The organism is Shewanella sp. 10N.286.52.A9, assembly GCF_041468985.1.
Lineage (GTDB): Bacteria > Pseudomonadota > Gammaproteobacteria > Enterobacterales > Shewanellaceae > Shewanella > Shewanella japonica.
Genome location: NZ_JBFRJQ010000007.1, coordinates 405690 through 432414 on the forward strand (window position 1 = coordinate 405690; position 26725 = coordinate 432414).

General features: G+C 41.2%; 25 protein-coding genes. 15 read left to right on the forward strand and 10 right to left on the reverse strand.

The genetic code is table 11. The features are described 5' to 3' along the window. Positions 1 to 18: 18 nt before the first annotated feature. The gene (tyrS, locus tag AB4128_RS07880) at positions 19 to 1215 is read right to left on the reverse strand and encodes a tyrosine--tRNA ligase (RefSeq protein ID WP_192022322.1); all 1197 of its coding nucleotides are present in this window, start codon (positions 1213 to 1215) and stop codon (positions 19 to 21) included. Between the two features lie 122 nt (positions 1216 to 1337). Here tyrS and AB4128_RS07885 point away from each other — a divergent pair, with 122 nt between their 5' ends. From AB4128_RS07885 to AB4128_RS07905, 5 genes are all read left to right on the forward strand, one after another. Continuing rightward, positions 1338 to 2864: a peptidoglycan DD-metalloendopeptidase family protein gene (locus tag AB4128_RS07885; protein ID WP_372037395.1), complete on the forward strand. Its 1527-nt coding sequence runs from the start codon at positions 1338 to 1340 to the stop codon at positions 2862 to 2864. A 121-nt stretch (positions 2865 to 2985) separates the two neighbouring features. After that, on the forward strand, positions 2986 to 4161 hold the full coding sequence (locus tag AB4128_RS07890) for an anhydro-N-acetylmuramic acid kinase (RefSeq protein WP_082419965.1): 1176 nt from the start codon (positions 2986 to 2988) through the stop codon (positions 4159 to 4161). A 195-nt stretch (positions 4162 to 4356) separates the two neighbouring features. Beyond that, a complete protein-coding gene (aqpZ, locus tag AB4128_RS07895; RefSeq protein ID WP_055024235.1) occupies positions 4357 to 5058 on the forward strand; it encodes an aquaporin Z in 702 nt (233 codons plus the stop codon). Between the two features lie 135 nt (positions 5059 to 5193). Then, complete coding sequence (locus tag AB4128_RS07900) at positions 5194 to 5580, forward strand: DUF2750 domain-containing protein (protein ID WP_055024236.1); 387 nt, start codon at positions 5194 to 5196, stop codon at positions 5578 to 5580. A gap of 205 nt (positions 5581 to 5785) precedes the next feature. Next, complete coding sequence (locus AB4128_RS07905; RefSeq protein ID WP_225442193.1) at positions 5786 to 6298, forward strand: hypothetical protein; 513 nt, start codon at positions 5786 to 5788, stop codon at positions 6296 to 6298. A gap of 80 nt (positions 6299 to 6378) precedes the next feature. Here AB4128_RS07905 and erpA read toward each other — a convergent pair whose 3' ends face one another. Together erpA and AB4128_RS07915 are read right to left on the reverse strand one after the other, a co-directional pair. Continuing rightward, positions 6379 to 6729, reverse strand: coding sequence for an iron-sulfur cluster insertion protein ErpA (erpA, locus tag AB4128_RS07910; RefSeq protein ID WP_055024237.1), 351 nt, complete (start codon positions 6727 to 6729; stop codon positions 6379 to 6381). Between the two features lie 79 nt (positions 6730 to 6808). After that, positions 6809 to 7522 carry a DUF6776 family protein gene (locus AB4128_RS07915; protein WP_055024238.1) on the reverse strand — a complete coding sequence of 238 codons (714 nt, stop codon included), beginning with the start codon at positions 7520 to 7522 and terminating at the stop codon, positions 6809 to 6811. A 67-nt stretch (positions 7523 to 7589) separates the two neighbouring features. On the opposite strand from AB4128_RS07915, the gene AB4128_RS07920 reads away from it, so the two are divergent. The 3 genes from AB4128_RS07920 (at position 7590) to hemL (ending at position 11866) form a co-directional block, all read left to right on the forward strand. Continuing rightward, complete coding sequence (locus AB4128_RS07920; RefSeq protein WP_065109023.1) at positions 7590 to 9314, forward strand: chloride channel protein; 1725 nt, start codon at positions 7590 to 7592, stop codon at positions 9312 to 9314. A 211-nt stretch (positions 9315 to 9525) separates the two neighbouring features. Then, positions 9526 to 10545 (forward strand): aspartate carbamoyltransferase, encoded by a 1020-nt coding sequence (locus tag AB4128_RS07925; protein WP_055024240.1) that lies wholly within the window; start codon positions 9526 to 9528, stop codon positions 10543 to 10545. A 28-nt stretch (positions 10546 to 10573) separates the two neighbouring features. Further along, positions 10574 to 11866 (forward strand): glutamate-1-semialdehyde 2,1-aminomutase, encoded by a 1293-nt coding sequence (hemL, locus tag AB4128_RS07930; protein ID WP_055024241.1) that lies wholly within the window; start codon positions 10574 to 10576, stop codon positions 11864 to 11866. 100 nt (positions 11867 to 11966) lie between these two features. Here the strand turns inward: hemL and AB4128_RS07935 are convergent, their stop codons facing one another. Both AB4128_RS07935 and AB4128_RS07940 read right to left on the reverse strand, forming a co-directional pair. After that, positions 11967 to 13112, reverse strand: coding sequence for a general secretion pathway protein GspB (locus AB4128_RS07935; RefSeq protein ID WP_372037396.1), 1146 nt, complete (start codon positions 13110 to 13112; stop codon positions 11967 to 11969). Next, on the reverse strand, positions 13112 to 14713 hold the full coding sequence (locus AB4128_RS07940; RefSeq protein ID WP_119968888.1) for an ExeA family protein: 1602 nt from the start codon (positions 14711 to 14713) through the stop codon (positions 13112 to 13114). The genes AB4128_RS07935 and AB4128_RS07940 overlap by 1 nt, the downstream gene beginning before the upstream one ends. Before the next feature lie 184 nt (positions 14714 to 14897). Here AB4128_RS07940 and AB4128_RS07945 point away from each other — a divergent pair, with 184 nt between their 5' ends. Then, positions 14898 to 16133 (forward strand): multifunctional CCA addition/repair protein, encoded by a 1236-nt coding sequence (locus AB4128_RS07945; protein WP_055024244.1) that lies wholly within the window; start codon positions 14898 to 14900, stop codon positions 16131 to 16133. 272 nt (positions 16134 to 16405) lie between these two features. Then, on the forward strand, positions 16406 to 16672 hold the full coding sequence (locus AB4128_RS07950; protein WP_055024245.1) for an Lpp/OprI family alanine-zipper lipoprotein: 267 nt from the start codon (positions 16406 to 16408) through the stop codon (positions 16670 to 16672). A 172-nt stretch (positions 16673 to 16844) separates the two neighbouring features. Here the strand turns inward: AB4128_RS07950 and AB4128_RS07955 are convergent, their stop codons facing one another. From AB4128_RS07955 to folB, 4 genes are all read right to left on the reverse strand, one after another. Beyond that, positions 16845 to 17672 (reverse strand): hypothetical protein, encoded by an 828-nt coding sequence (locus AB4128_RS07955; RefSeq protein WP_055024246.1) that lies wholly within the window; start codon positions 17670 to 17672, stop codon positions 16845 to 16847. A 107-nt stretch (positions 17673 to 17779) separates the two neighbouring features. Beyond that, positions 17780 to 18580: an undecaprenyl-diphosphate phosphatase gene (locus tag AB4128_RS07960; RefSeq protein WP_055024247.1), complete on the reverse strand. Its 801-nt coding sequence runs from the start codon at positions 18578 to 18580 to the stop codon at positions 17780 to 17782. 19 nt (positions 18581 to 18599) lie between these two features. Further along, positions 18600 to 19103, reverse strand: coding sequence for a 2-amino-4-hydroxy-6-hydroxymethyldihydropteridine diphosphokinase (gene folK / locus AB4128_RS07965; RefSeq protein ID WP_055024248.1), 504 nt, complete (start codon positions 19101 to 19103; stop codon positions 18600 to 18602). A 110-nt stretch (positions 19104 to 19213) separates the two neighbouring features. Beyond that, complete coding sequence (folB, locus tag AB4128_RS07970; RefSeq protein ID WP_055024249.1) at positions 19214 to 19567, reverse strand: dihydroneopterin aldolase; 354 nt, start codon at positions 19565 to 19567, stop codon at positions 19214 to 19216. Between the two features lie 241 nt (positions 19568 to 19808). Here folB and plsY point away from each other — a divergent pair, with 241 nt between their 5' ends. Next, the gene (gene plsY / locus AB4128_RS07975) at positions 19809 to 20417 is read left to right on the forward strand and encodes a glycerol-3-phosphate 1-O-acyltransferase PlsY (RefSeq protein ID WP_372037397.1); all 609 of its coding nucleotides are present in this window, start codon (positions 19809 to 19811) and stop codon (positions 20415 to 20417) included. A 136-nt stretch (positions 20418 to 20553) separates the two neighbouring features. On the opposite strand, the gene tsaD is transcribed toward plsY, so the two are convergent. Further along, complete coding sequence (tsaD, locus tag AB4128_RS07980) at positions 20554 to 21567, reverse strand: tRNA (adenosine(37)-N6)-threonylcarbamoyltransferase complex transferase subunit TsaD (RefSeq protein WP_055024251.1); 1014 nt, start codon at positions 21565 to 21567, stop codon at positions 20554 to 20556. 236 nt (positions 21568 to 21803) lie between these two features. Between tsaD and rpsU the strand changes: the two genes are divergently transcribed. From rpsU to rpoD, 4 genes are all read left to right on the forward strand, one after another. Further along, positions 21804 to 22019, forward strand: coding sequence for a 30S ribosomal protein S21 (rpsU, locus tag AB4128_RS07985; RefSeq protein WP_055024252.1), 216 nt, complete (start codon positions 21804 to 21806; stop codon positions 22017 to 22019). A gap of 7 nt (positions 22020 to 22026) precedes the next feature. Beyond that, on the forward strand, positions 22027 to 22470 hold the full coding sequence (locus tag AB4128_RS07990; protein ID WP_055024253.1) for a GatB/YqeY domain-containing protein: 444 nt from the start codon (positions 22027 to 22029) through the stop codon (positions 22468 to 22470). Between the two features lie 84 nt (positions 22471 to 22554). Beyond that, on the forward strand, positions 22555 to 24279 hold the full coding sequence (gene dnaG, locus AB4128_RS07995; RefSeq protein ID WP_065109017.1) for a DNA primase: 1725 nt from the start codon (positions 22555 to 22557) through the stop codon (positions 24277 to 24279). Positions 24280 to 24428: 149 nt separating this feature from the next. Continuing rightward, positions 24429 to 26261 carry an RNA polymerase sigma factor RpoD gene (gene rpoD, locus AB4128_RS08000; protein WP_055024255.1) on the forward strand — a complete coding sequence of 611 codons (1833 nt, stop codon included), beginning with the start codon at positions 24429 to 24431 and terminating at the stop codon, positions 26259 to 26261. Positions 26262 to 26725: the final 464 nt, after the last annotated feature.

Sequence of the window (26725 nt, forward strand, 5' to 3'; positions counted from 1 at the left end):
TTTCTCGTTTAGTTCAAATTAAACCAGAGTCACTTTAGCAAATTTTCGCTTACCGACTTGGAACACAGCGCTCACGCCCGCCTCAAAGACTTGACGAGTATCAGTCAGCTTTTCACCATCCATTTTCACAGCGCCTTGCTTAACCATGCGCATGCCATCAGACGTAGACCCTACTAAACCTGCATTTTTAAGTAAGTTAGCAATCGCTAGGCCTTCACCAGCTTCAAGGTCTAGCTCATCAATATCTTCTGGCATCGCGCCTTTTTGGAAACGGTTGATGAACTCTTGATGTGCTGCATCTGCTTGTTCTTGGTCATGGAACCTTGCAATGATTTCTTTTGCTAAAGCAATCTTCACATCACGCGGGTTCTGACCATTGGTAACATCTTCTTTAAACTGGGCAATTTCTTGTAATGGACGGAATGAAAGCAGCTCGAAATAGCTCCACATTAAATCATCTGAAATAGACATGATTTTGCCAAACATTTCATTCGCAGGCTCACTCACACCAATATAGTTATGAGCAGACTTAGACATTTTCTTAACGCCATCAAGTCCAACTAATAGCGGCATCATAATGACTGATTGCGGCTTTTGCCCTTCCGCTTTTTGTAGCTCACGGCCCATTAATAAATTGAATTTTTGATCGGTACCACCCAATTCTACATCTGCCTTTAATGCGACAGAGTCGTAACCTTGTAGTAAAGGATACATAAACTCGTGAATAGCAATTGACTGGCCGGCTGCATAACGCTTTTTAAAATCATCACGTTCCATCATACGTGCAACGGTTTGCTTAGAACCTAGACGGATCATACCAGCAGCACCTAATGGCTCTAACCAACTTGAGTTAAACTCAATGCGAGTTTTGGCTGGGTCAAGGATTTTGAAAACTTGCTCTTTGTAAGTCTCAGCATTTGCAAGTACATCTTCACGAGTTAATGGAGGACGAGTGTTATTCTTACCACTTGGGTCACCTACCATTCCGGTGAAGTCACCAATCAAGAAAATAACCTCATGACCTAGCTCTTGAAAAGCACGTAACTTATTCAAAATAACAGTGTGGCCTAGGTGAATATCTGGAGCGGTAGGATCTGCACCTAGCTTAATTCTTAAAGGACGCCCTTCTTTAAGTTTTTCTAGCAGCTCAGACTCGACTAATATTTCGTCGGTACCACGTTTAAGTTCTGCTAACACTTGGTCTAAATCAGCCATTTCGGCACCTACTCCTGCAGCTTTAAAAAAATAAGAGGCCTATGTTACTTGTTAGCCACATTAATTGAAAGTGTGTACACTAAGGGGATTACAACGAAAAAGAGAAATTGGTACTCAGGTCAATGGCAAAGTTAATCACTTTATTCAAATTACTGCCAAAAGCGCATCAAATTGCACTCAGTTTATTAGTAATTTTCACGATGATTATCGTGCTATTCCCCTCTGATGATGTCCAAGCGTCAAAACAAGTCACTTCTGGTAGTGTTGATATCTCTGCTCGCATTAATGCACAACACACTAATCAAGATAATACTCAGTCATCATCACCAAATAAACAGTCTGAATATTCTGTGCCACTTGCATTTAGAACGCCCACTCCGCCAGGCCAATCTCGTCAATCCACAGCGTCTGAAATGACACGACAAGAGACGGATACCTTAACGCCATCTAAAGACAGTAATCCTATTGCTAACCTTGACCCATTAGCGGTTTCGGATAATACCCTACTATCAACCCCAAAAGACCAAGAAAACGCAGTCCCGTATCGAGAAGCTGACTTACTGTCCCATAAAAGCTATAAAGTGGCCAAAGGAGATACCTTTGGCGGACTGGCAAACCGAGCAGGATTAACACCGCGAGATGTTTATCAAATCACTCGCTTGCCAAAGTCGAAGAAGAATTTATTAAAAATTATGCCCGGTGAAGAGCTCACTGTGACAAAGGATGCTCAGGGCGAAGTGACGCAACTGAGTTATCAGATGGATAAGATTTCCACCCTGGTGATAACGAAGAACCAAGATAAATTCGAAGAAAAGGTAACGGTTAAAACCATCACCTTAGAAACTAAATTTATCACAGCCAATATAAGCAGTAACTTTTGGAATGCTGCCGCCACTGCTGGATTATCAGCAAATCACATTATGCAACTGGCAAACATTTTTGGTTGGGATATCGATTTTGCCCTGGATATCCGTAAGGACGATCATTTTGCGCTGATGTTTGAAGAAGAATACGTTGATGGTCAATTTATCGGCACAGGGAATATTCTTGCTGCTGAGTTTTACAACCAAGGCGAACGATATACCGCAGTTAGATACACTGACGGAGAATATTATTCAGAATCAGGTGATAGCATGCGTAAAGCATTCTTACGCTCTCCAGTTGATTTTAAGTACGTCAGCTCTAATTTTAACCCGCGCCGACTACACCCTGTGACAGGGCAAGTGAAAGCGCACCGAGGTGTCGACTATGTTGCCGCTATTGGTACGCCAATTAAAGCTGCAGGTCGTGGTAAAGTGGTTGAGGCTAGCTACAACAAATACAACGGTAATTATGTTTTCATTAAGCATAACGATACTTACACAACCAAATATTTGCACTTAACCAAAAGAAAAGTAAAACGTGGCGATACCGTAAAACAAGGTCAAATTATTGGTACCTTAGGTAAAACGGGCCGTGTGACTGGCGCACACTTGCATTATGAATTTATCGTTAATGGTGTGCACCGTAATCCCCGCACAATAAAGCTGCCAAAATCACAGCCTATTGATAAAAAAGAGAAGTCACAGTTTGATGCGTTAAGTAAGCAATTAATGGCTAAAATCGAGCAAAACAAGCAATTGCATTACGCCAGTAACTCGACAAACTAGCATTCAATGCGCAGCCTTGAATCCACCTCTTATCGTAATACTAGAAGTTAATATTTACGGCGAGTATTTACCATGAGTATTGGCTGCCTTTTTTATGACTACAAAGATAATGAGCATTACCATGAATGCAACGAACGCTATATCTCAGAAACAAACTCACACAACTCAAACTGACGGCAACAACAAGCAGTCGTCAGGTTACTTCATAGGGTTAATGTCTGGCACTAGCATGGATGGCATTGATGCTGTATTGGTTGACTTCTCAAATAATCAAATCGAGCTAATAGCAACTCATACCCTTGAAATTCCTGCTCATATATTAAATAACCTACATCGTTTATGCTCCCCAAATTCTGATGAAATTAATATTATGGGAAGAACAGATCGCGCAATGGGACTGTTATTTGCCCAAGCAGTTAATGAGCTAGTCGACCGTGCGGGAATTGATAAGTCAGCAGTTACTGCCATTGGCAGTCACGGGCAAACAATTCGGCATATGCCTAATTTAGAGCAAGGCTTTACGCTGCAAATTGGCGATCCTGAAACCATCGCCGTTGAAACCGATATTAATGTTATTGCAGATTTTCGTCGTAAAGATATTGCTTTAGGTGGACAAGGCGCACCGCTTGTTCCAGCATTTCATCATGCCAGCTTTGCTCAGAAAGATTGTCACCGCTTTATTCTCAATATTGGAGGCATAGCGAACATTACTTACCTCAATGGAGACAGTGAAGCAGTCATTGGGTTTGACACAGGCCCAGGTAATACTTTGATGGATGCGTATATTAATCAAGAGTTACAACGCCCTTTTGATGAATCAGGACAATGGGCAGCCTCTGGTAACACCGACCCAGCGTTTCTAAAGCAACTTTTATCTCACCCCTACTTCGCATTGGATTACCCTAAAAGTACGGGCCGAGAGTTATTTAACCAGGCGTGGCTTGAACAGCAATTGGCTAACTTCTCTCATCTGCAACCTGCTGATATTCAGTCCACGTTACTTGACTTAACCTGTTACTCTATTGCTAACGACATTCAGGCCATTGCTAAAAATGGAGAAGTGTTTGTCTGCGGTGGTGGCGCTTTAAATTCAGAGTTAATGAAGCGACTTAAGCAATTACTGCCTCAATTGTCACTTTCTACCACCAGCGACATTGGTATCGACCCTAAATGGGTTGAAGGAATCGCTTTTGCATGGCTTGCAATGCGCCATGTATTAGGCAAAACAGGGAACTTACCCGCAGTGACAGGGGCCAAACGAGCCGCTATTTTAGGTAATTTTTACAGCGCTTATTAACCATTACCTTCACTCAATAACATGATGCAGCGACGAATGAAAATACATCGCTGCAGCCTTCCCATTTGCATCACTCAAGCTCCCATCAATTTATCAATGATGTTCAATTGAATTTATAAAGGTTTACTGCTTAACTCTTTGTGGACGTAAATTGTGTTTTAAACAGCAGTATTCAATTTTTATAAGGACATTTAAATGAGTATTCAGCAAAAAATGTTAGCAGAGTTCATTGGTACTTTGTGGCTCGTATTAGGAGGTTGTGGTAGTGCCGTTATCGCTGCGGCATTTCCGGATGTCGGCATTGGGTTATTAGGTGTTGCCTTAGCATTTGGGTTAACCGTTCTTACGATGGCCTTTGCAATTGGTCATATTTCAGGGTGCCACTTAAACCCAGCTGTATCTTTTGGATTATGGGCTGGCGGTCGTTTCCCGACTGCGGAACTAGCGCCATATATCCTTGCCCAAGTCGCGGGGGGGATTGCAGGTGCAGGGGTGTTGTTTTTAATCGCGAGTGGTCAAGATGGTTTTAGTCTTGCAGGTGGGTTTGCATCAAATGGATTTGGCGAACATTCACCAGGCGGTTATAGCATGACATCCGTGCTGATCACAGAAGTGGTCATGACCTTATTCTTTTTATTAATCATACTTGGCGCGACAGACGCACGTGCTCCAGCTGGCTTTGCTCCCATTGCCATAGGTTTAGGCTTAACTTTAATCCATTTAATCAGTATTCCTGTTTCTAACACATCTGTAAATCCAGCTAGAAGTACTGGTCCTGCGCTTTTTGTTGGAGACTGGGCATTGTCGCAGTTATGGTTATTCTGGGTTGCGCCAATCGCTGGGGCGATTCTCGCAGGTATGATCTTCCGCTTTTTTGAGCAACCCGCCGAGCATTAATATATTGAGTGAGACTATATCTATCAAAGAGCACCGAGTGTGCTCTTTTCTTTTTCAATTTAGCAGTCAATGTTATCATGACTCAATTGCGTTACTGTACGCCACATTTGCGACACCTTGTTATGAGAGCCAACCATGAGCAGCAAAATGAAATCAATTGCCGACCAACTTAATATGACCCCTGAAGCACGCTATGACTATTTAGTTGAGCAAGTTAAACAAGAACAACAAATCTGGAGCCTGCAAGATCAAGATGGCTGTGTCATGCTAACAACAGAAGATGAAGATTGTATCCCGATGTGGCCATCTGAAGAAGCGGCAAAACTTTGGGCTGTTGAAGAGTGGAAAGATTGTGAACCACTATCAATTCCATTAAGTGAATTCCAACAACGTTGGGTGTCTGGTATGGAAGAAGATGACCTATTTGTTGCCGTTTTCCCCGTTCAAGAAGATCTGGGTGTTGTTATCCCACCTTATGAACTTGACCAACGTTTAACGCCAAAGAAGCAAGCTAAACATTAATCGAGTTTTATCATTTACGCTGTAGCTGGCTAAATGCTCAATCAGTGCACTTATAATGAGTACTTATAATGAGCATTTATGAAGCGTGCTTAATAAGCTTAGTTTTTAATGCCCTCAGCCGTTGCAGCGCAAATGATGAAGTAAAACAAGGCGTAACTGTCGAAGTAATAAACAAAAGAATAATAAACAATAAAGTTAAGGCGTTATGACTGATAATAAAAACAACCCTCAACAAGAAACTGAACTTAACACTGACAACCGTACGTCTGATCAACTTTCAGAAGTGACAGACAGCGCACCAGCACCTCAAGAGCAAGACAAACCTCTCTTTCCTAAGCGACTCATCGCGTTAATGTGTGTGTATGTTATTACCTCTGTCAGCGGTTTGATGGCTCAACAAGGGGTTTTATTATGCATATTGACCTTGATGATGGTGCTAGGTGTTGCTGGTAGACAAAAAGCTGCACTTTATATGCTGCGAGCCTATGCCATATTACAACTCGCGTTATACAGCGCTTTACCAGCCATCATGTATGATCCCGATAATATCGTTGCAGGCCCCACGACTGTTGATTTTGGATTTATGCAAATGGTGTTATCTGACTGGGTCATCTTTACAGTTTTAATCGTACTTGCATTAATACAGGTATGGATAAGTTTTGATAAAGCAGTTTTAAAGTGGTTCAAACCTAGAATGAACTTTAATATTATCAGCTAATAACAGCTAAACCCTGCCATTCAGATATGAAAAAAGCCGTCTTTAGACGGCTTTTTTATGACTTGTAAACTGTTAAAAGCTTAAACCGAGAAGCTCGCTCCACAACCACAGGTGGTTGTTGCATTAGGGTTTTTAACGAAAAAGCGTGAACCCTCAAGGCCAGAAGTGTAATCAACTTCGCCCCCAACCAAGTATTGAAGACTCATAGGGTCGACAACCAGTTGAACTCCTTGCTTTTCAATCGTGAAGTCCCCTTCGTTCACTTTTTCATCGAAAGTAAAACCGTATTGAAAACCTGAACAACCGCCACCTGTTACGTATACACGAAGCTTTAATTCAGGGTTCTGCTCTTCTTCTAACAGTCCCTTCACTTTCGTTGCCGCAGCGTCTGTAAATTGAATTGGCATTGCTGCATCTGTTTGTTCAGTCATTACTACCTCTTACTTCAGTTTCAGGTCGGAATTATCTATTACCTGACTAATTTGTTCAAGTATTACTCTTAGTTCTTTTTTAGCTTTCTAGTAACTCTGCGATCTCAAACGTTTGCTCAATACGTCCCCCTTTCACACCTCGGGTTGCATTGACTTGAACGACAGCTTTAATTCTCTGTAAATCAAACCCTTGAGGTAAGCTAATCTCTGCATCAAACATTTGGAAGTAACGAAAACCAAAATTAAACTTTTCAATGTCGAGATCATTTAATGAAATTTCAATTTGTTCATTATCTTGAACGCCAACAAGTACCACATCAGCCACACCCTTCACGCTATTTTTACGTTTTTGTAGCTGAGTTAAAATCAAGCGTAATTGATAACGGTTTGGCAATAAACCTTTAGAAAGTTCAAGACCATGAATGGCAATGCCATCGACTTCCTTCTCCGGCGACATCAAGCTGCGATAAAATGCCAACTCTTGCTCTAGGTTTTTCTGTTTCTGAATTTGTTTACTGAACATTTGCTTCATATTTGCATTGGCTTCTTTTTCAATCGCTAATGCCATTTCAAGGCGAGAAACCACATGGGATTGACGTTTAAGTTCAGTATTTAGGCTAGTGATTTCTGCCGATGTTTGCTCTGGTTCCACCACCTCAGCAATAAACACCGTGTGGCTTAACACACCAATAAGAAAGCTCACGGCAATGAGTGCAGTTAGATATAAGCCAGACGAGCGAAATTTACGTTCTTGAACTTGCAAGCGGTCAAGCAAGCGATGATAATTTAGCATTAGGTAACAAGCCCTTAATAAAATACAATGACAACAATTCGCCCTTAAATGGATCTTAGGCAATACAGTGCAAATTAAGATAAATAAAGCCGCTATTATTCACGCCAAAGCTGCGACACGCAAATATCTTCGTAATGATTTGAGAGATAAGCTTTCTCAAGCGAAGATTAGTGCGCAACTTTGCGTCATAGCACTGCTATTTGCCATTATTGCATCTGGGGTCATAATCCTATTTCGGCTTGCGCTGGGTTGGGCTCAAGAACATACCATTCCAGAAGCAACAGATTTTTCAAGCGCTGTAAGTGATTGGCGAACTTATTTGCCTATTGTTGGTGCCTTACTCATATGGGTTGTAGCAGGCATTGGTTCAAAGCGGTACCGTCGAATGGGCATTGCTTATGTACTGCATCGTTTCAAGCTACATTATGGCAAAGTGCCGCTTCAATCGGCTCCTGGACAGTTTTTTCAAGCGCTCATTGCTTTAATCGCCAACTTCTCAGTGGGTAAAGAAGGCCCAGCGATTCACCTAGGAGCGACCAGCGCGAGTTACCTTGCTGAAAAATTCAAGCTTCCTGATAACAGTGTACGTATTATGTGCGCTAGCGGTATTGCTGCTGGTATCGCCGCCATTTTCAACGCTCCACTGGCTGCCGTGTTATTTGTATTTGAAGTCATAGTCCGTGAATACAAAATCCATTATTTTTTCCCCATTATGCTATCAGCAATTTGCGGAGCACTTTCAAGCCAACTGGTGTTTGGTAACATCCACGAATACGATCTCATTACGGTGACTCGTATCCCGCTTGATCATTACCCCATCCTAGCGCTTGGGGGCATCGTACTTGGCTGCGCAGCCGCAGGGTTTAATCATTCATTATTAAAGATGACGGCAATTGGCCAACATTGGCCACTTATTTATCGCTTAATGATAGCAGCAAGTGTCACAACGCTTATTGGACTGTTCTTGCCTCAAGCGTTAGGCTCTGGTGATTTAGCGATTCAAGCAACCATTATTGATAATCCGAGTTTACTGTTTTTACTCGCACTATTAGTGGGTAAAATTATTGCCACTATTGCAGCAATAGGCTTTGGTATTCCAGGTGGTTTAATCGGCCCACTTTACGGGATTGGTGCGCTTATTGGGGCAATACTCGCACTAGTAAGTGCGATATTTTTTCCATCTATTGCACCATATGTGGGGCTATATACCGTCATTGGCATGACTGCCATGATGGGCGTATGTCTCAGTGCGCCTTTAGCTGCTTTAGTTGCACTATTAGAATTGACCAACGACGCCTCAATCATCCTTCCTGCAATGTTTGTAACCATTCCTGCTTTTTTGATTGCCTATCAGGGCTTTAATACAAGCTCGGTCTTTTTAAAACAGCTGGATATTATGGGGCTTGGATATAAAGTCCCACCGGTGAATCAAGGATTACAGAAAAAAGGCGTGCGTGCTTTAATGGATAGACGTTTTGTTATCGTCAATGATAATGACGATCTATTGCTAGAAGTCATGAAACGGGCAGAAGGCAGACCGGTATTAGTCAGAAATGCAGAATCTCAAATTCAAATGTTGAGCCTTGAAATGCAATCCTTTGAAGATTCAACCACCTTGTCACGCCATGTTATGCAAGGATTTCCAGATACTGCCACTCTCAATGAAGTATATGAGTTGCTGTCGATTAAGCGTCGTGGCGAAGTGTATATTTACCGAGACAATAATCAGCATATTGTGGGGGTTATTAGCTGGGCAAACCTATGGCAAGAAATCCGCTCAGGTCAGGTGTAATCAGTATATCAAAACACTGAATTGCTCTTAGTTCATCGTCATTACCTATTGTTATCGTATCGCTAATCTGTGTTATGTCTAAAAAGTGATAAATAATCATTAGCGAGATTTAATATTCATTCACTCTCTGTTAAAATCTCGCCTCAGCCACCCTACATAACCACAGAATAAATAGCCCTATTTATTCTCCTAATAATTGGAAATCAGGCTGATGACACAGTTTAGCGGTTCTCACATTCTTTCAGTTAATCAACTGGATCTTGATGCAATCAATACTATTTTTAATGTCGCTGAAGACATGACGCCTTACGCTTTACGAGAAAAGCGCACTAAGGTGTTAGACGGTGCAATTTTAGGTAATTTGTTTTTTGAACCTAGCACACGTACCCGAGTCAGTTTTGGCTGTGCATTTAACTTACTTGGCGGTCATGTTAGAGAAACAGTCGGGATGGGCTCATCATCTTTATCTAAAGGTGAGTCGTTATACGATACCGCAAGAGTGTTATCGACATACTCCGATGTGATTGCAATGCGTCACCCTGAACCTTTTTCAGTAAAAGAGTTTGCCGAAGGCAGTCGAGTACCAGTCATTAATGGTGGCGACGGCTCAAACGAGCATCCAACTCAAGCACTACTGGATTTATTTACCATCCAAAAAGAATTAAGCCATCATGGACAAGATATTAGCGGAATGCATATCGCGATGGTTGGTGACTTAAAACATGGGCGAACTGTGCATTCTTTATCACGGTTACTTTGCATGTATAAAGACATTCAATTCACATTAATTTCCCCAACTGACCTAGCAATGCCTGACTATGTGATCAGTGACATTGAAAATGCTGGTCATAAGATCACAATAACAGATCAGTTAGAAGGTAATTTACATCAAGCTGATATACTCTATCTGACTCGTATTCAGGAAGAACGCTTCCCATCACAAGATGAAGCGGACAAATATCGCGGTAAGTTTAGATTAAACCACAGTATTTACACGCAACACTGTAAATCCAATACTGTGATTATGCATCCATTACCTCGTGACTCACGCGCGGCAGCAAATGAATTAGATAATGATTTAAATAGCCACCCAAGTCTGGCCATATTCAGACAAGCGGACAATGGGCTACTTATTCGAATGGCACTTTTTGCGTTAACGCTTGGTGTTGAAAACGAGTTAAAACAACACGAGTGCCCAGTTAATTGGTATTCACGAAAAGCTGATAGATAGTCAGCTGAAGAAATTAGAAGGATTTCACATGACCCGCTCAGAAGCGCTTTTTGAACAAGCAAAACAAACCATCCCTGGTGGCGTAAACTCACCAGTCCGTGCCTTTAATGGTGTTGGTGGCTCGCCACTTTTCATCGAAAAAGCTGATGGTGCTTATATTTACGATGCTGATGGCAAAAAATATATCGACTATGTTGGTTCTTGGGGCCCGATGATTTTAGGCCACAACAACCCGCAAATCCGCCAAGCAGTATTAGAAGCGGTAGAGAACGGTTTATCATTTGGTGCGCCAACTGAACTTGAAGTAAAAATGGCTGAAAAAGTTATTGAAATGGTGCCATCAATCGAACAAGTTCGTATGGTCAGTTCTGGTACTGAAGCCACAATGAGTGCGATTCGCTTAGCACGTGGTTTCACCAACCGTGACAAAATCTTAAAGTTCGAAGGTTGTTACCATGGTCATGCTGATTGCTTATTAGTTAAAGCTGGCTCTGGTGCTTTAACCCTTGGTCAACCAAGCTCTCCTGGTATTCCTGAAGACTTTGCTAAGCACACACTAACAGCTGTTTATAATGACTTAGACTCAGTTAGAGCTATCTTCAATGAACATCCTGAGGCTATCTCTTGTATCATTCTTGAGCCTGTTGCTGGCAACATGAACTGCATCCCTCCTGTTGAGGGCTTCCTTGAAGGCTTACGTGCAATTTGTGATGAGTTCGGTGCATTAATGATCATTGACGAAGTCATGACGGGTTTCCGCGTATCTAAAAGCGGTGCACAAGGCCACTACAATGTGAAGCCAGATCTTACGACGCTAGGTAAAGTTATTGGCGGCGGCATGCCAGTCGGTGCTTTTGGTGGCCGTAAAGATGTGATGCAGTACATTGCTCCTACGGGCCCTGTGTATCAAGCAGGTACGTTATCAGGTAACCCTATTGCCATGACTGCGGGTCTAGCGCAAATGGACGCATTATGTCAGCCTGGCCTTTACGAAGAATTAACCGCTAAGACCAAGCGCATTGCTGAAGGCTTTAAAGCGGCTGCTGATAAGCATGGTATTCCATTAAGCATTAACCAAGTGGGCGGTATGTTTGGTTTCTTCTTTACTGAAGACACAAACCCAATCACCAGCTTTGACCAAGTGACTCAATGTAACATGGATCATTTCCGTCATTTCTATCACTTAATGCTTGATGAAGGCGTTTACTTAGCACCAAGTGCTTATGAAGCTGGCTTCTTATCTATGGCTCATGGTGAAGAAGAGCTTGAATTAACACTTGCTGCTGCAGATAAAGCATTTGCTGCATTAAAGGCGTTATAACCCTTTGCTTGAGCGATGAGTTAAAATAGAAAAAAGGCGCATTATGCGCCTTTTTTATTCTGCTAAATCTTGCCGATTCACAAGTCATTCAGGTAAATGATTATATCGCTGGCACCTTGAACTGCTCACCATCAATCTCAAGTACAACATCTCTTGGTCTAATTTCGATGACCTTTAACTTGCCTTTAATACTGTCACCTTCTTGAAGCTCTTTACCGTCAACATTCAACCAACGATTTTCTGCTGCAGAAGAATACACATGGGCCTGAATAGAAAACTCTGGCACTTGTAGTTGCACACTGGCAGGTAATTGACCATAGCGAGGGATTTCATCTTTTTTCGGTTCAGGGATCGGGTCAAGCTTTTGTTCTGTCACAGGTGCATTCGCTGATTGCTCATATTCAACTTCTTTTAAAGCAGCTTCAAACGCTGCCATTAAGTTATTGGAATTATCTACAACATTGGCATTTTCATCTGGATTGATTGACGCCTGTTGTGGCGCTTGAGCTTGTTGCTCAAAATTGACATCACTTGCCGCAGCACTCACTTTTAATTTCAGGGCATCTAAGTCTGAGGCAGTTTTGTAATTTGAGTTTGCACCAAGAATAATTGCATCTTCACCATACAGTGCTTGCAGCTCAGCAGCCGTTAACGGAATGTCATTGTTGGCAGCATTAGCGCTAGGTGATTCATTAAGACGAGTTTCCGCTTGAGCAGCTCTTGATACCGATGCTGCAAGCGTTTCTGTTGATGAGTTCGATGTGGTCTCTCTTGGTACAGCTCGAGATTTTGCTGGCGCAAATAAACTTGGCTCTGCTTGACTCGCCGTCACAACGCCTCGATTATCATTCAACCGATAATCATAGACCACATCAGTCACAGACTGTTCTTCTCTCTGATTTACCGCCTGTCTTGAACGATATTCAGGTTGGTTTAGCGGCTTTGCAACTGGTAAAGCCACTTTATTAGCGATTCTAATTTCAGCTTGCTTTTCTTCAGCTGAATTAACGTTAACTTGCGAGCTTGTAACAGCAGGCGTGCCGGACACATCAGGCTTTAATAATTTTGCCAGTCCCCACGCTGCCAAAATACCTATTATAATGACCGCAATTAATAGTAAATATTTAACCCAAGATTTAGCAGCGCCAACTTGCTGGTAATTTGCCCTTGGAGTTAATACTGCATCAGGAAGCTCACCCATTTGTTGCTGTTTTTCTTTCGTCACAGCATCTAATAAAATAGACATTAACTACGTCCTGATCTTTGAGTTAACCTTGGCCCTTTCTGGCTCAGATACAGGTTAAGTTGCACTAATGTTTGATTCCCAGCAATACCATCAGCCTTTAGACCATGCAATCTTTGAAAATCCATCAAGGCTTGCTCTAGAGTAGAATCAAAATCATTCACTAATCTTGCCGTTCTATGCTCTATCAATGCCAAACTGTTCTCTAACCATTGTATTTGAGACAAGCTCGATGTGCGGCTTATTTCTCGAGGCAACGTGCTGTCTGAGTGCCATAACAGTTCAAAGGTGCCACTGAAGTATCGATTAAACCAGTCTTTACTCACCCACAATTGTTGTTCACTGAGTTGCAGTAAAATTTGTTCACCTTCTCTTGCAACCACAACTCCGTAAAAAGGCTGTGCTTGTTGATCTTGAAGATATACCACTGCTGGGTAATTTAACCTTGAAATACTATTCCAATTGCCTTGCTGCTGATGACACATTAAGCCTTGTTGCTGCGCAGCCTGACAAGCGGTTAGCCCGATAATGGGTTGTTTATCCCACAAGGCAAATAAACCCGCGAAGGCGTTATCAATACTGCGGCTTTGAGACATAGCTGCTCGTAATATGGTTTGATTACCGCTTGGCTGTCGAGCTGACTCGCTTGATTGAGTTTGAGGAATTGACTGTTTAGCCCTTTCACCACTCGAAGACATATCTGATGAATTGCCAATAAAGAAGTATAAAGATGAGCCAAAAGCTAACACTAAAGAAGCTGCAATAATCATCGGCCATTTATTTGAACTTTCAGTGGGTAAATCACCTAAAACTTCGGCAGCAGCTAGCTTAACCATATGGTGATCAATCGGCACTTTAGATTGGCCATAACCCGCCATTAAAGCTCTTTCACATAACAGATTGGTTAATCTAGGGATCCCGCCACTGAATTTATGCAATGCTTTACACGCTTTTTTAGTAAATAACGGTTCAAAACGCCCCGCTACTTGTAATCGGTGCTGAACATACAATTGGATTTCTTCAACTGTTAAGGGTAATAAATGATAACGCGCTGTAATACGCTGTGCTAATTGACGGAGTTCTTGTCGTTTTAATAATTGCTGCAACTCAGGCTGGCCAATTAATATGACCTGCAATAGTTTTTTGGTGTCCGTTTCTAAATTAGTTAACAGGCGCAGTTGCTCAAGTACCTCAGCACGAAGATGTTGTGCTTCATCAATAATTAACACTGTGTTGCGATTATTTTGATGATTATTTAGCAAATACTGACTGATTAAATCTGTTAACTGCTTAATAGATGGGTTCTCACCATAGCTAATACCTAGCTCATCACATAAGGTTGCCAACAATTCTTGTTCAGTCAGTGATGGGTTAAGAATAAAGGCTGTATCGGTATTTTCAGGGAGCTGTTTCAGCAAACAACGTGATACTGTCGTTTTCCCTGTTCCAACCTCACCCGTTAATAATACAAAGCCACCCGTCTCACCTAGTCCATAGGTCAGGTGCGCTAAGGCCTCTCTGTGACGATCACTGAGAAACAAATAATGCGGGTTGGGTGCGATTGAAAATGGATTATCATTTAATCCATAAAATGCTTTATACATCTGGCCAAAAATCCTTATTTAAAACTGACGGCTCACGTTATAGCTTGCGCTGATACTTGTCAAAATTTAGCCGTAGAAATGTTACTCGTGATAAGCTTTAGGTATAAAATTATAATGACGAAGCCAGTAACACAACCTGCTTCTATTTATCTGTTTCATTATCATACTTTGGATATGTCACTTTATGAAAACCTATCTTGTGGGCGGCGCGGTACGTGACTCACTTTTATCACTTCCTATCAAAGATAAAGATTTTGTCGTTGTAGGCAGTACCGTAGAGCAAATGTTTGACTTAGGCTATAGCCAAGTAGGCAAAGACTTTCCTGTTTTTTTACATCCTAAGACTCAACAAGAATATGCGTTAGCACGAACTGAGCGAAAAAACGGACAGGGTTATGCAGGCTTTAGTTGTGATGCCAACCAAAACGTGACATTAGAAGAAGACTTACTCAGAAGAGATTTAACGATTAATGCGATGGCTCAGGATGAGTCAGGTAACATTACCGACCCTTATGGTGGCCAAAAAGATATTGAAGCGCGTGTCCTTAGACATGTATCAAGTGCATTTATTGAAGATCCGTTAAGGGTATTAAGGGTTGCCCGTTTTGCCGCTAGATTTGCTCATTTGGATTTTGACATCGCGAGTGAAACAATGGCATTGATGACTCAGATCACCGAGTCAGGAGAACTTGAATTTCTCACCCCTGAAAGAGTGTGGCAAGAGGTAGATAAAGCGTTATCAACTGAACGACCTGAAGTGTTTTTCCAACAACTTAGAAAGTGTGGCGCTTTAGCGGTTTTATTCCCGGAAATCGATTGCTTATTTGGCGTTCCACAACCTGAAAAATGGCACCCTGAAATCGACAGTGGTATTCATACTATGATGGTATTGCAGGCAGCGACGAAACTGAGCACTAATAAAGCAATACGTTTTGCAGCCTTGGTTCATGACTTAGGTAAAGGCATCACACCAAAAGAGTTATGGCCTAAGCATCATGGTCATGGTCAAAAAGGCTTACCTATTATCAAAAAGCTATGTCAGCGCCTTAAAACACCCAATGAATTCAAAGAGCTTGCACTATTGTGTAGTGACCAACATCAAAATATACACAATGCTGATGAGCTAAGGCCTGAAACCATTATCAAAATTTTTGATAAAGCAGATTTTTGGCGTAAACCACATCGCTTAGATGACTTATTAATTTGCTGCCAAGCGGATATTCAAGGCAGAACGGGGTTTGAAAATGCTGATTACCCTCAAAGTGATTACCTGAAAAAGTGTTTCATTCTTGCACAAGAAGTCAATGTACAAGAGGTGATTAAAGCAGGCTTTCAAGGTAAAGAGATCAAACAACAATTATCGGTTCGAAGAATTGAGGCAATAAAGCAATTTAAGCAAACTTTGCAAGCCCAAACTTAGTACCAATGGCGCCTTGATGTATTCTTTCAATGAATTCAATACCTAAACTAATCAGCTAAATGTTGAAGCCATTAAAATCTGAATCTGGTGCCGTTTTAAGCAGTTTTAGCCTAAATGATAAGTAAATATGCTTCAATCCATTAGATTTACGATGTTTTTTGTCACTTTTATTGTTATTTGGTATAGCAAAATTTAAAAGCTGTGACATAATTAAACGGCTGCTGGGTATTGTACCTCAGCAATTTATACAACCTATAATGAAGGGATTTTCCATGAACAAGAAAGTATTAATGATTGCTGGTGTTGCTATGACTGCTCTTTTAGGTGGCTGTGCTAACACTACTGCTCTTGAAGAAAGTGTTGCTAACCTAGGTAACAAAGTAGATCAACTATCTGCTGAAGTTAGCTCTTTAAAATCTGATCAAAGCAAAATCGCTGCTGATGTTAAAGATGCAAAAGCTGCATCAATGGACGCACAAGCAGAAGCTAAGCGTGCTAACGACCGTATCGACAACATGGCTTCTTCTTACAAAAAGTAAGAATACATGAAAATTAGCTTATTTATTTAGGTTGATTATTAAGGCTTGATAATACTGATTTGACTTAACCGTCATTGAATATTTCAAGCCTTAATTGTTTCTAGTGCGACATCTTTTTTGCTATTTCATTCATCTTCACTAGCAGTAATTCAATAGTAACAACATAACCCTATCAGCGCTTCTTTAGGTGCAGTAACACATAATCAAACTCTAGTTGTTCAAAGCTTGTTTGTTTAATTTGATGCGCCAACTCGTCGTTTACTCGCCAGCTAAGGTTATTCATATCTAATAAAGTTATTGCCTGTTCACCCGATACATCTGCATTAAACTTAATCTCGGTTGTGTTAATTATTTCAACATCTTTCGGTAGATTGAGTTGCTGCGGTTTTTCAAGCAAATTTTGATAGATTTTTTGCTTCAGCTGCCATAAATGTCTCGCGCCTGGTACAAGTAACAATAAAGCGCCATCTGGCTTTAACACTCGTAAACATTCTTTACCTTTTAGCTGCGCCTCAAAAACAGTCACAATATCTATTGCGTCAGATTTAAAAGGAAGCTTTTTAAACGGTGTTAACAATAAATTTGCTGGAGTGGTATCTTTACTCGCTGCAAATAAGGCATTGTCCGCCTCAGATACGCCCCAATGTGTAACATTATCTTCAGCTTGTGCTGATAGTGTTGATAATGATCGAATATAAAAACCATCATTACACTGATAATTCAGATGATTAACTTCGTCTTTGCCTTCCGCTACGTCAGAAAATACGCTCGATACTTGTTTAACTAACGGCGATAAAATACCTGATGCCTTCAAAAAACGTTTTGCTCTAAGCTGCTGCCTACTCTCGGAACTGCCTTTAAATTTAGGCGATGTGACAAACGACCAATAGCCTTGAGCATTTTTATCAATGTGATGTTTGTTATTGCAATAATAACCTTGAGATTGCTCATGTAACTGCAGCGATTCAGCACAAATCGGGCAAACTAATATTGAATCCATAACGAGAAAACATCCTTACAGTGGCAGTATTGGGTATGAGTTTTTCGAAGAAAAAGTGTAGGAAACAAAAAACGGGTGCTAGCACCCGTTTTTCAAGATAGCTTATTTTACAGGAAAATAAAGCCACATAATACGGCGCCTAGCATTAATCGATACAACACAAATGGTGTCATACCAATCTTACTAATGATTTTTAGGAAGAAGAAAATACAGGTATATGCAGCAACAAAAGAAACGGCAACGCCTAATAGTAATTCAGTGTAATCCATGGTGAGATCGCCAGAAATCACGTCTTTACTCATTAAAATAGCCGCACCTAAAATGACAGGAATAGACATTAAAAATGAAAAGCGAGCCGCTGCGTCGCGATTAAGACCTAGCATCAATGCTGCGGTAATGGTGATACCAGAACGTGAAGTACCCGGAATAATTGCCATAGCTTGCGCGAAGCCTATTAATAACGCTTTACGCCAACCCGTTTGATATTCAGTGAGTTCATTACGAGCCATTTTATCACCTACCCATAAAAGCAGACCAAAAATAACCGTCGTAATAGCAATCACACCAGGGCCACGTAAGTAAGTCTCAATTAAGTCTTTTGCCATGAAGCCAAAAAATACCGCTGGAAGTGTCGCTAGAATAATCCACCAAGCTAATTTACTGTCATCGGTGTGAACACCTTTCGTTATACTGGCAATCCAGGCTTTCAACATGGCCCAAATTTCTGTTCTAAAGTAAATCACAACAGCCAACAATGAACCTATATGCACTGCAACATCAAAGGCTAAACCTTGATCTTCCCAGCCTAAAATCTGCGAAGGTAAAATAAGATGAGCTGAACTTGAAATGGGTAAGAACTCTGTTAGCCCTTGAATAAGCGCTAAAAAGATAACCTGAAGCGTTTCCATGTTGTTCCTTTAAATATAATTAACGAGTCAGTATTGCTGGAAAGTCAAATTCTACAGGCCAGATATTCTGACTCGTTTTATCGTACTCTTCCCACAATGACTGGTATGTTTTAGTGTTTTTTGGATGCTGTAAACTCGGCGCAACTTCTGCAAGCGGCCATAATACAAAGGCATTATAAAGAATTTCACCACGGGGAAGCTCAATTGGAAATTGGCAAACCTCGTTGTCATAAAGCAGTAAATCGATATCTAAACTTCGCGGACTAAATTTTTTCTCGCCACGAATACGTCCATTTTGTTTTTCAATACGTTTAAAAGTGGCAACCACATCCGCAATACTCATTTCAGTATCTGCTGCAGCAACCATATTTAAAAAGTTAGTGCCATTAAAGCCCACAGCTTCACTTTCAAACATTCTTGATAGGGTTAATTGACCAAATTGTTCGTGTAGGTCAATTAGTCCCGACTGCATGTGCTCAACAGGATCAATGTTGGTGCCCAAGCTGATATAAATACGTGCCATTAACTCATCCGAAATTATACAGAGCGATTATGAATATTTGATTAATTGAAACATGTTAACTGTCAATTAAATGTGATTACCACTTAAATAAAGTCCATTAACGATGGACATCATATATGACCACGTTCAATGACTACGCCGACTGATTTTGCCGTTGGTACTGCACCCGGTTTCATAACAGCGACCTTTACCCACAAAACATTAAATTCATTGATTAAACAATTAGCGACCATTTCAGCAACGGTTTCAATCAACTCTATCGGCTTTTCAGTAATTAGCGCAGTTAAACGATTAGAGACAGTTTCATAACACAGAGCATGTTGATAATCGTCTGAAGCGGCAGCCAGTTTGTTATCCCAAGCCATATCTAAATCTATCAGTAATGTTTGGTGTATTTTCTTTTCCCACTCATAAATACCGATAACAGTTTCAACTTTTAGTTCGCGTATTAATACTTTATCCATGTGAACTCCACGGTTTACACGTCTTTTCATAAATATTTCAGCTGAAAAGGCTGAAAATTAACTCAAATAGCAGTTATTATAGATCTCGTCTTTTTCCTAAGCGATTTACGCAGTAGGATAACGGCTGTAATCTTTGAACGTGTCACGATGTAACAGAGCGTATTAACCCAATTATCAGGTTACGTCTCAAGTGAAATAAATTAATGGGCGATGATACCCTAAGAAGTGAAAGGAAACCAATTTGAGCGCAGTTACAATCACTATTTTGATGATTATAACCGCCTACTTAGCCGGTTCTATCTCAAGTGCAATTCTCGTATGTAAATTACGTGGTTTGCCAGATCCCCGCACGGAAGGCTCGGGGAATCCAGGCGCAACAAATGTGCTCAGGATTGGTGGTGCCAGTTCAGCGGCATTAGTGTTATTTTTTGACATGCTCAAAGGAGCAGCCCCAAGTTATTTTAGCTATGTGCTAGGACAAGATGCCGTTTCGTTAGGCTTAATCGCTATTGCAGCCTGTTTAGGCCATATCTACCCGATATTTTTTAATTTCCAAGGCGGTAAAGGTGTTGCTACAGCATTTGGTGCTATGGCACCGATTGGCGGGGATTTAGCATTATGTTTAATTGCCACATGGATAGTCTTTGTCTTTTTGACTCGTTATTCATCTCTTGCAGCTATCTTAACCGCCATACTCGCTCCCGTTTATACTTGGTGGCTTGATGACAGGTTTACCATTCCTGTTGCTATGCTGTCACTGCTAATTGTAATTAGGCATAAAGACAACATAAAGCGCTTACGTATTGGTGAAGAAAGTAAGTTATCGAGAAAAAAGAAAAGCATCAACTGAACACAATTGATTTAATCCCCTTCACACTGGATAGATAAAAAATCAAATAAAAAAACCTAAGCCGTAGCTTAGGTTTTTTTACGGGTACTTTAGCCGCTTACATTTAAAGCACCAAGCCTATTACACGTTATAAATATTAAATGGCATCTAACGTATCTAAAGGCCAGCGAGGCTGACCTTTCACTTCTAAATCTTCGGTTTGTCCTGCTTTTAGGCGCTGTAAACCAGCGAAAGCAATCATAGCGCCATTATCGGTACAAAATTCACCACGCGGATAAAATACCTCACCATTGAGCTTTGCCATCATAGTCGCGAGATTTTCTCTTAAACGAGTATTGGCGCTGACTCCACCTGCGACGACAAGTCGGTTATAACCGGTTAATTTAAGGGCTCGTTGACATTTTATCGCAAGCGTATCCACTACCGCTTCTTCAAACGCACGCGCAATATTAGCACGTGTTTGTTCATCATCAGGCTCTGCAGCAATTGTATTGGCAGTAAATGTTTTCAAACCTGAAAAACTGAAATTTAAGCCTGGTTTGTCTGTCATTGGTCTTGGGAACTTGTAACCCGCTTCGACACCTTTTGATGCAAGCTTAGCTAAGCGAGGTCCGCCAGGATAATCTAGCCCCATTAATTTAGCGGTTTTATCGAACGCTTCACCTGCCGCATCATCCACTGATTCGCCTAACACTTCGTATTGGCCGATACCATCGACCTTAACAAGCATCGAGTGTCCGCCAGATACCAATAAAGCAAGAAAAGGAAACTCTGGCGCATCATCTTCAAGCATCGGCGCAAGTAAATGCCCTTCCATGTGATGTACACCAATCGCAGGTTTATCCCATGAATAGGCTAAAGAGCGACCTACACATGCCCCCACTAATAAAGCACCAATTAAGCCAGGGCCTTTGGTAAAGGCAATACCATCAATGTCATCGACCGTTGAATTGGCCTCTTTTAACGCTTGCTTAATTAATGGGACAATTTTACGAACATGATCTCGTGAGGCTAACTCAGGTACAACGCCGCCATAATCAGCATGTAACTTTACTTGACTATATAAAGCATGTGATAACAATCCTTGCTCGTCATCAAACACAGCAATTCCTGTTTCATCACAAGATGTTTCAATACCTAAAACCCGCATAGCAGCTCATCTTCCTAAAAATGTAAGGGCGGCAATTCTACCTCTTGATGAGAGGTTATTCCAGTCATCAAGGGACTAACTGCAAAATATGACAAGCCAATTACACAAAGTCGCCCATAAAGGGGGTTTACAAAAGCATCATTATCGGTGTAGAATTTCGCACCATTTTAAATAGCCTTGGTTAATCTACCTTTGATGGTAGTGCCAAATTAACTACACCTAAGGGGTGATGGCGTATGCCAATTATTAAAGTACGTGAAAACGAACCATTCGACGTAGCTCTTCGTCGTTTCAAGCGCTCTTGTGAAAAAGCAGGTATCTTAGCTGATGTTCGCGCTCGTGAATTCTACGAGAAGCCAACTTCTGCACGTAAGCGCGCAAAAGCTGCCGCTGTTAAGCGTCTAGCTAAGAAGCTTTCTCGCGAAAACGCACGTCGCGTACGTTTATACTAATCTCATTATGAGCCTAGTTGAACAGCTAAAAGACCAAATGAAAGAAGCCATGCGTGCCAAAGATAAGGCTCGTTTGGGGACTATTCGTATGGCATTGTCTGCCGTTAAACAGATTGAAGTGGATACCCGCGAAACTCTGACTGACGAACAAACAATAGCCGTTTTAACCAAAATGGTAAAACAACGTCGCGATTCTATTGCTCAATATGAGTCAGCAGGTCGCCCGGAGTTAGCAGCATCTGAAGCAGAAGAGATTCAAGTTATTGAAACTTTCTTGCCTTCTCCTTTAACAGAAGAAGAAGTTGCGGCAATTATTGATGAAGCTATCGCTCAGGTAGGTGCATCATCCATGGCGGATATGGGCAAAGTAATGGGAGCATTAAAATCTAAAGTTCAAGGCCGTGCAGATATGGGTGCCATTGGCAGCCAAATTCGTGCTAAATTAAACTAGTTAAATTTTAATGTTGAATAAGCCGTGCATTATTGCGCGGCTTGTTTGTTTTATCTACATGGTAATGCGAGACCTATAGCATTTATGGCGATACCTCGTGACTTTATCAATGAGCTCATAGCTCGCACAGACATTGTTGATCTGATTGATCATCGTGTTCCTTTGAAAAAAGCAGGGAAAAATCACTCTGCGTGTTGTCCTTTTCATAGCGAAAAATCACCTTCATTTACCGTGAGTCAAGATAAGCAGTTTTATCACTGTTTTGGCTGTGGTGCCCATGGCAATGCCATCGATTTTATTATGGAATATGATCGATTGGAGTTTGTTGATGCCATTGAGGAACTCGCTGGTAAATTGGGATTAGATGTACCAAGAGAACAAGGTACGGGTCCCAAAAAAGATCAAGGTTTGAGTCGCGATTTATATCAATTGATGGAAGAAGCCAATCTTTACTATCAAAGTCAATTGCGCCAGCACTCAGACAAGCAAAAAGTCATCGACTATTTAGATTTTCGCGGACTGTCTTCAAAAGTAGTAGAGCAATTTGGAATAGGTTTTGCGCCAGATGGTTGGGATGGTCTATTAGGTAGATACCGTCAAAACCAAGCTGCACAAGACAAGTTGCTAACTGCTGGCATGCTAATCGCCAATGATAACGGTAAGCGCTATGACCGGTTTAGAGATCGGTTAATGTTTCCAATTCGCGACCGCAGAGGTCGTGTAGTTGGCTTTGGTGGTCGAGTTTTAGGCGATGGAACACCAAAGTACTTGAATTCGCCAGAAACGCCCATATTTCATAAGGGCAACGAGCTTTACGGCCTTTATGAGTTAAAACAGCGTCATCGAGATCCACAACAAGTGTTGATTGTTGAAGGATATATGGACGTTGTTGCATTAGCCCAATTTGATGTAGATTATGCTGTTGCTTCATTAGGTACTGCGACAACAGCTGAACAATTTCAGTTACTTGTACGTAGTGCTAAAGAAGTCATTTGTTGCTACGACGGTGATAAAGCAGGTAAAGCCGCTGCTTGGCGTGCACTTGAAACTGCACTGCCCTTATTAAAGCCAGGTGATGTGGTTCGGTTTATGTTTTTACCCCAAGGCGAAGATCCAGATACGATGGTTCGTCAAGTTGGTAAAGACGGTTTTGAAAAATTAATGCTCGATGCGCTCGACTTGCCCGCATTCTTATTTGAGACATTAACAGCCCAATATGGCACAGATAAAAGTGCACTGGCCAAACAAGCCATTACACTCATTGAACGAGTACAAGATACCGTTCTACAGAATTTACTCTTAGAGAATCTTGCGCATAAAATTGGTATGAATAGCGCAGATGATTTAAAGAAAAAATTGGGTTTTGCTGTTAAACAACAGCAGCCTATGAATAAAAAGGGCTTACAAGGTCGTGGTACGCCATTGCGATTAGCAATTGCATTATTAGTGCAACGTCCTGAATTAGGGTTTGGCCTAGCTGCTCAACCCGCATTAGCCCATTTGCAAATCCCTGGCATTGCATTGCTCATTGATTTGCTAAACTTAACTCGTGAACAACAGTTTAACAGCGCACAACTACTTGAGATGTATCGAGAGCACGAACAAAAAAGTGCCTTGATAAAATTGGCCCAATGGGACCACCAAGTGGCGGATGAAAACTTAGTTCAGGAGTTTAAGCAAACCTTGATCTGGCTGAACAATCAATATATTGAACAGCGCTATCAAGAACTGAGTCTTAAACAAACTCTAACAAAAGCTGAAAAAATTCAGCTAACGAAGCTGATTTCTATCATGAAAGGCATTGCGTAAGCACATTTTTTATTTCAAAAATGTTCAGTAAAGCAATGTCATGGACTAGCGTACTTTAGTTCATACAGCTATAATTGACGATTTGCTTGGCACTTATGCTTCGGCTAGTGTCCAGTCGTTATTTCAGTTACCCAACTTGGATGATATCTATGGAGCATACTCCGCAGTCGCAACTTAAATTGTTGCTTGCTAAAGGTAAAGAGCAAGGTTATTTAACCTATGCTGAAGTCAATGACCACTTGCCAGCTGACATGGTCGATTCAGATCAGATTGAAGATATTGTCCAGATGATCAATGACATGGGTATCCGCGTTTATGAACAAGCGCCAGATGCCGATGAAATGATGATGTCTGAGGACAACACCGATGAAGATGCAGCAGAAGAAGCAGCAGCTGCACTTGCAACGGTAGAGAGCGAATTAGGTCGCACAACCGATCCAGTCCGTATGTACATGCGTGAAATGGGCACGGTTGAGCTATTGACCCGCGAAGGCGAAATTGTCATCGCAAAACGTATTGAAGAAGGCATTAATACGGTTCAAAGCTCTGTATCTGAATACCCGCAAGCCATTGCGATGATTCTTGAGCAATTTGATAAGTATGAAGCTGATGAACTTCGTCTAACTGATATTATTTCAGGCTTTGTTAACCCAGATGATGACGATGTTGCGCCAACAGCAACACACGTAGGCTCTGAGTTATCAGAAGAAGAACTAGAAGACGAAGATGATGACGGTGATGACGAGGACGATGAAGAAGAAGGTCCAAAAGGTCCTGATCCTGAAGAAGCCAAAGAAAAATTCACCCAATTGCGTGAAGCTTACGAAAAAGGCTTATTGGTAATCGAAAAGAAAGGTCGTGATCACCCTGAAGCCATTGGCGCTTTATTCGTGATTGGCGAGCTTTTCAAAGAATTCCGTTTAATCCCAAAACAGTTTGATCGCTTAGTTAAAAGCATGCGCACCATGATGGATCGTGTTCGTGTTCAAGAGCGTTTAATCCTTAAGCTTTGTGTTGAACAAGCTAAAATGCCAAAGAAAAACTTTGTTAAGTTTTTCACTGGTAATGAAACTGATTTAGCTTGGTTCCACGCTGAAAAAGACAGTAATAAGCCTTACGCTGAAGGCTTAAGAATGGTTGAAGAAGACGTTGTTCGTTGTAGCACTAAACTCGCTGCAATCGAAGAAGAAACCGGCTTAATCATCCGTGCTATTAAAGACATCAACCGTCGCATGTCAATCGGTGAAGCTAGAGCTCGTCGTGCGAAGAAAGAAATGGTTGAAGCAAACTTACGTCTTGTAATTTCTATCGCTAAAAAATACACCAACCGTGGTTTACAGTTCTTGGATTTGATTCAGGAAGGTAACATTGGTTTGATGAAAGCTGTAGATAAGTTTGAATACCGTCGTGGTTATAAGTTCTCGACTTATGCAACATGGTGGATCCGTCAGGCAATTACTCGTTCTATTGCTGACCAAGCGCGTACTATTCGTATTCCAGTACATATGATTGAAACGATTAACAAATTAAATCGTATTTCACGTCAAATGTTACAAGAAATGGGTCGCGAGCCAACACCTGAAGAATTATCTGAGCGTATGCTAATGCCTGAAGATAAGATTCTTAAAGTGTTAAAAATCGCTAAAGAACCGATTTCAATGGAAACACCAATTGGTGACGATGAAGATTCGCACTTAGGTGACTTTATTGAGGATAATACCTTAGAGCTTCCTTTAGACTCAGCGACAAGCGAAAGTTTAAAGAATGCGACTCACGAAGTATTAGCTGGTCTAACAGCTCGTGAAGCTAAAGTATTACGTATGCGTTTTGGTATCGATATGAACACCGACCATACGCTTGAAGAAGTCGGTAAACAGTTTGATGTCACACGTGAACGTATTCGTCAGATTGAAGCGAAAGCATTGCGTAAACTACGCCACCCTTCTCGTTCAGAAATCTTAAAGTCGTTCTTAGACGAGTAAGTCTATAAAAAACGAGTAAGTCTATAAAAAGACGAAAAAGTCTTAATAGAACTAAGATAATCGAAAGATTAAAAAGCCCGCATAAAGCGGGCTTTTTTGTTGTTATAAATCAGCAATATCTATTCAATAGCCTTCCTATATTGCTTAACAGATAACCAAACGATACTCAGAAGTCAATTTCTGGCAAATTCAGTGGTGACAAGTAACAATAAACTTCGTATACTTCCCTCCGCTTTTGGTAGTGACGACTAACTTAAGTCGGCCCCTTAGCTCAGTTGGTTAGAGCATACGACTCATAATCGTCAGGTCCCCAGTTCTTATGTGGGGTAAGAGGTCGAGTTATATTTATATAGCTGCTTAACTCTTTTTTATTCAATGAATTAGAGTTCTGATTATATTGCATTGTAAGGTTGCATTAGTTACCATGCAATAAGTAAGAAATTTGGCCCCTTAGCTCAGTTGGT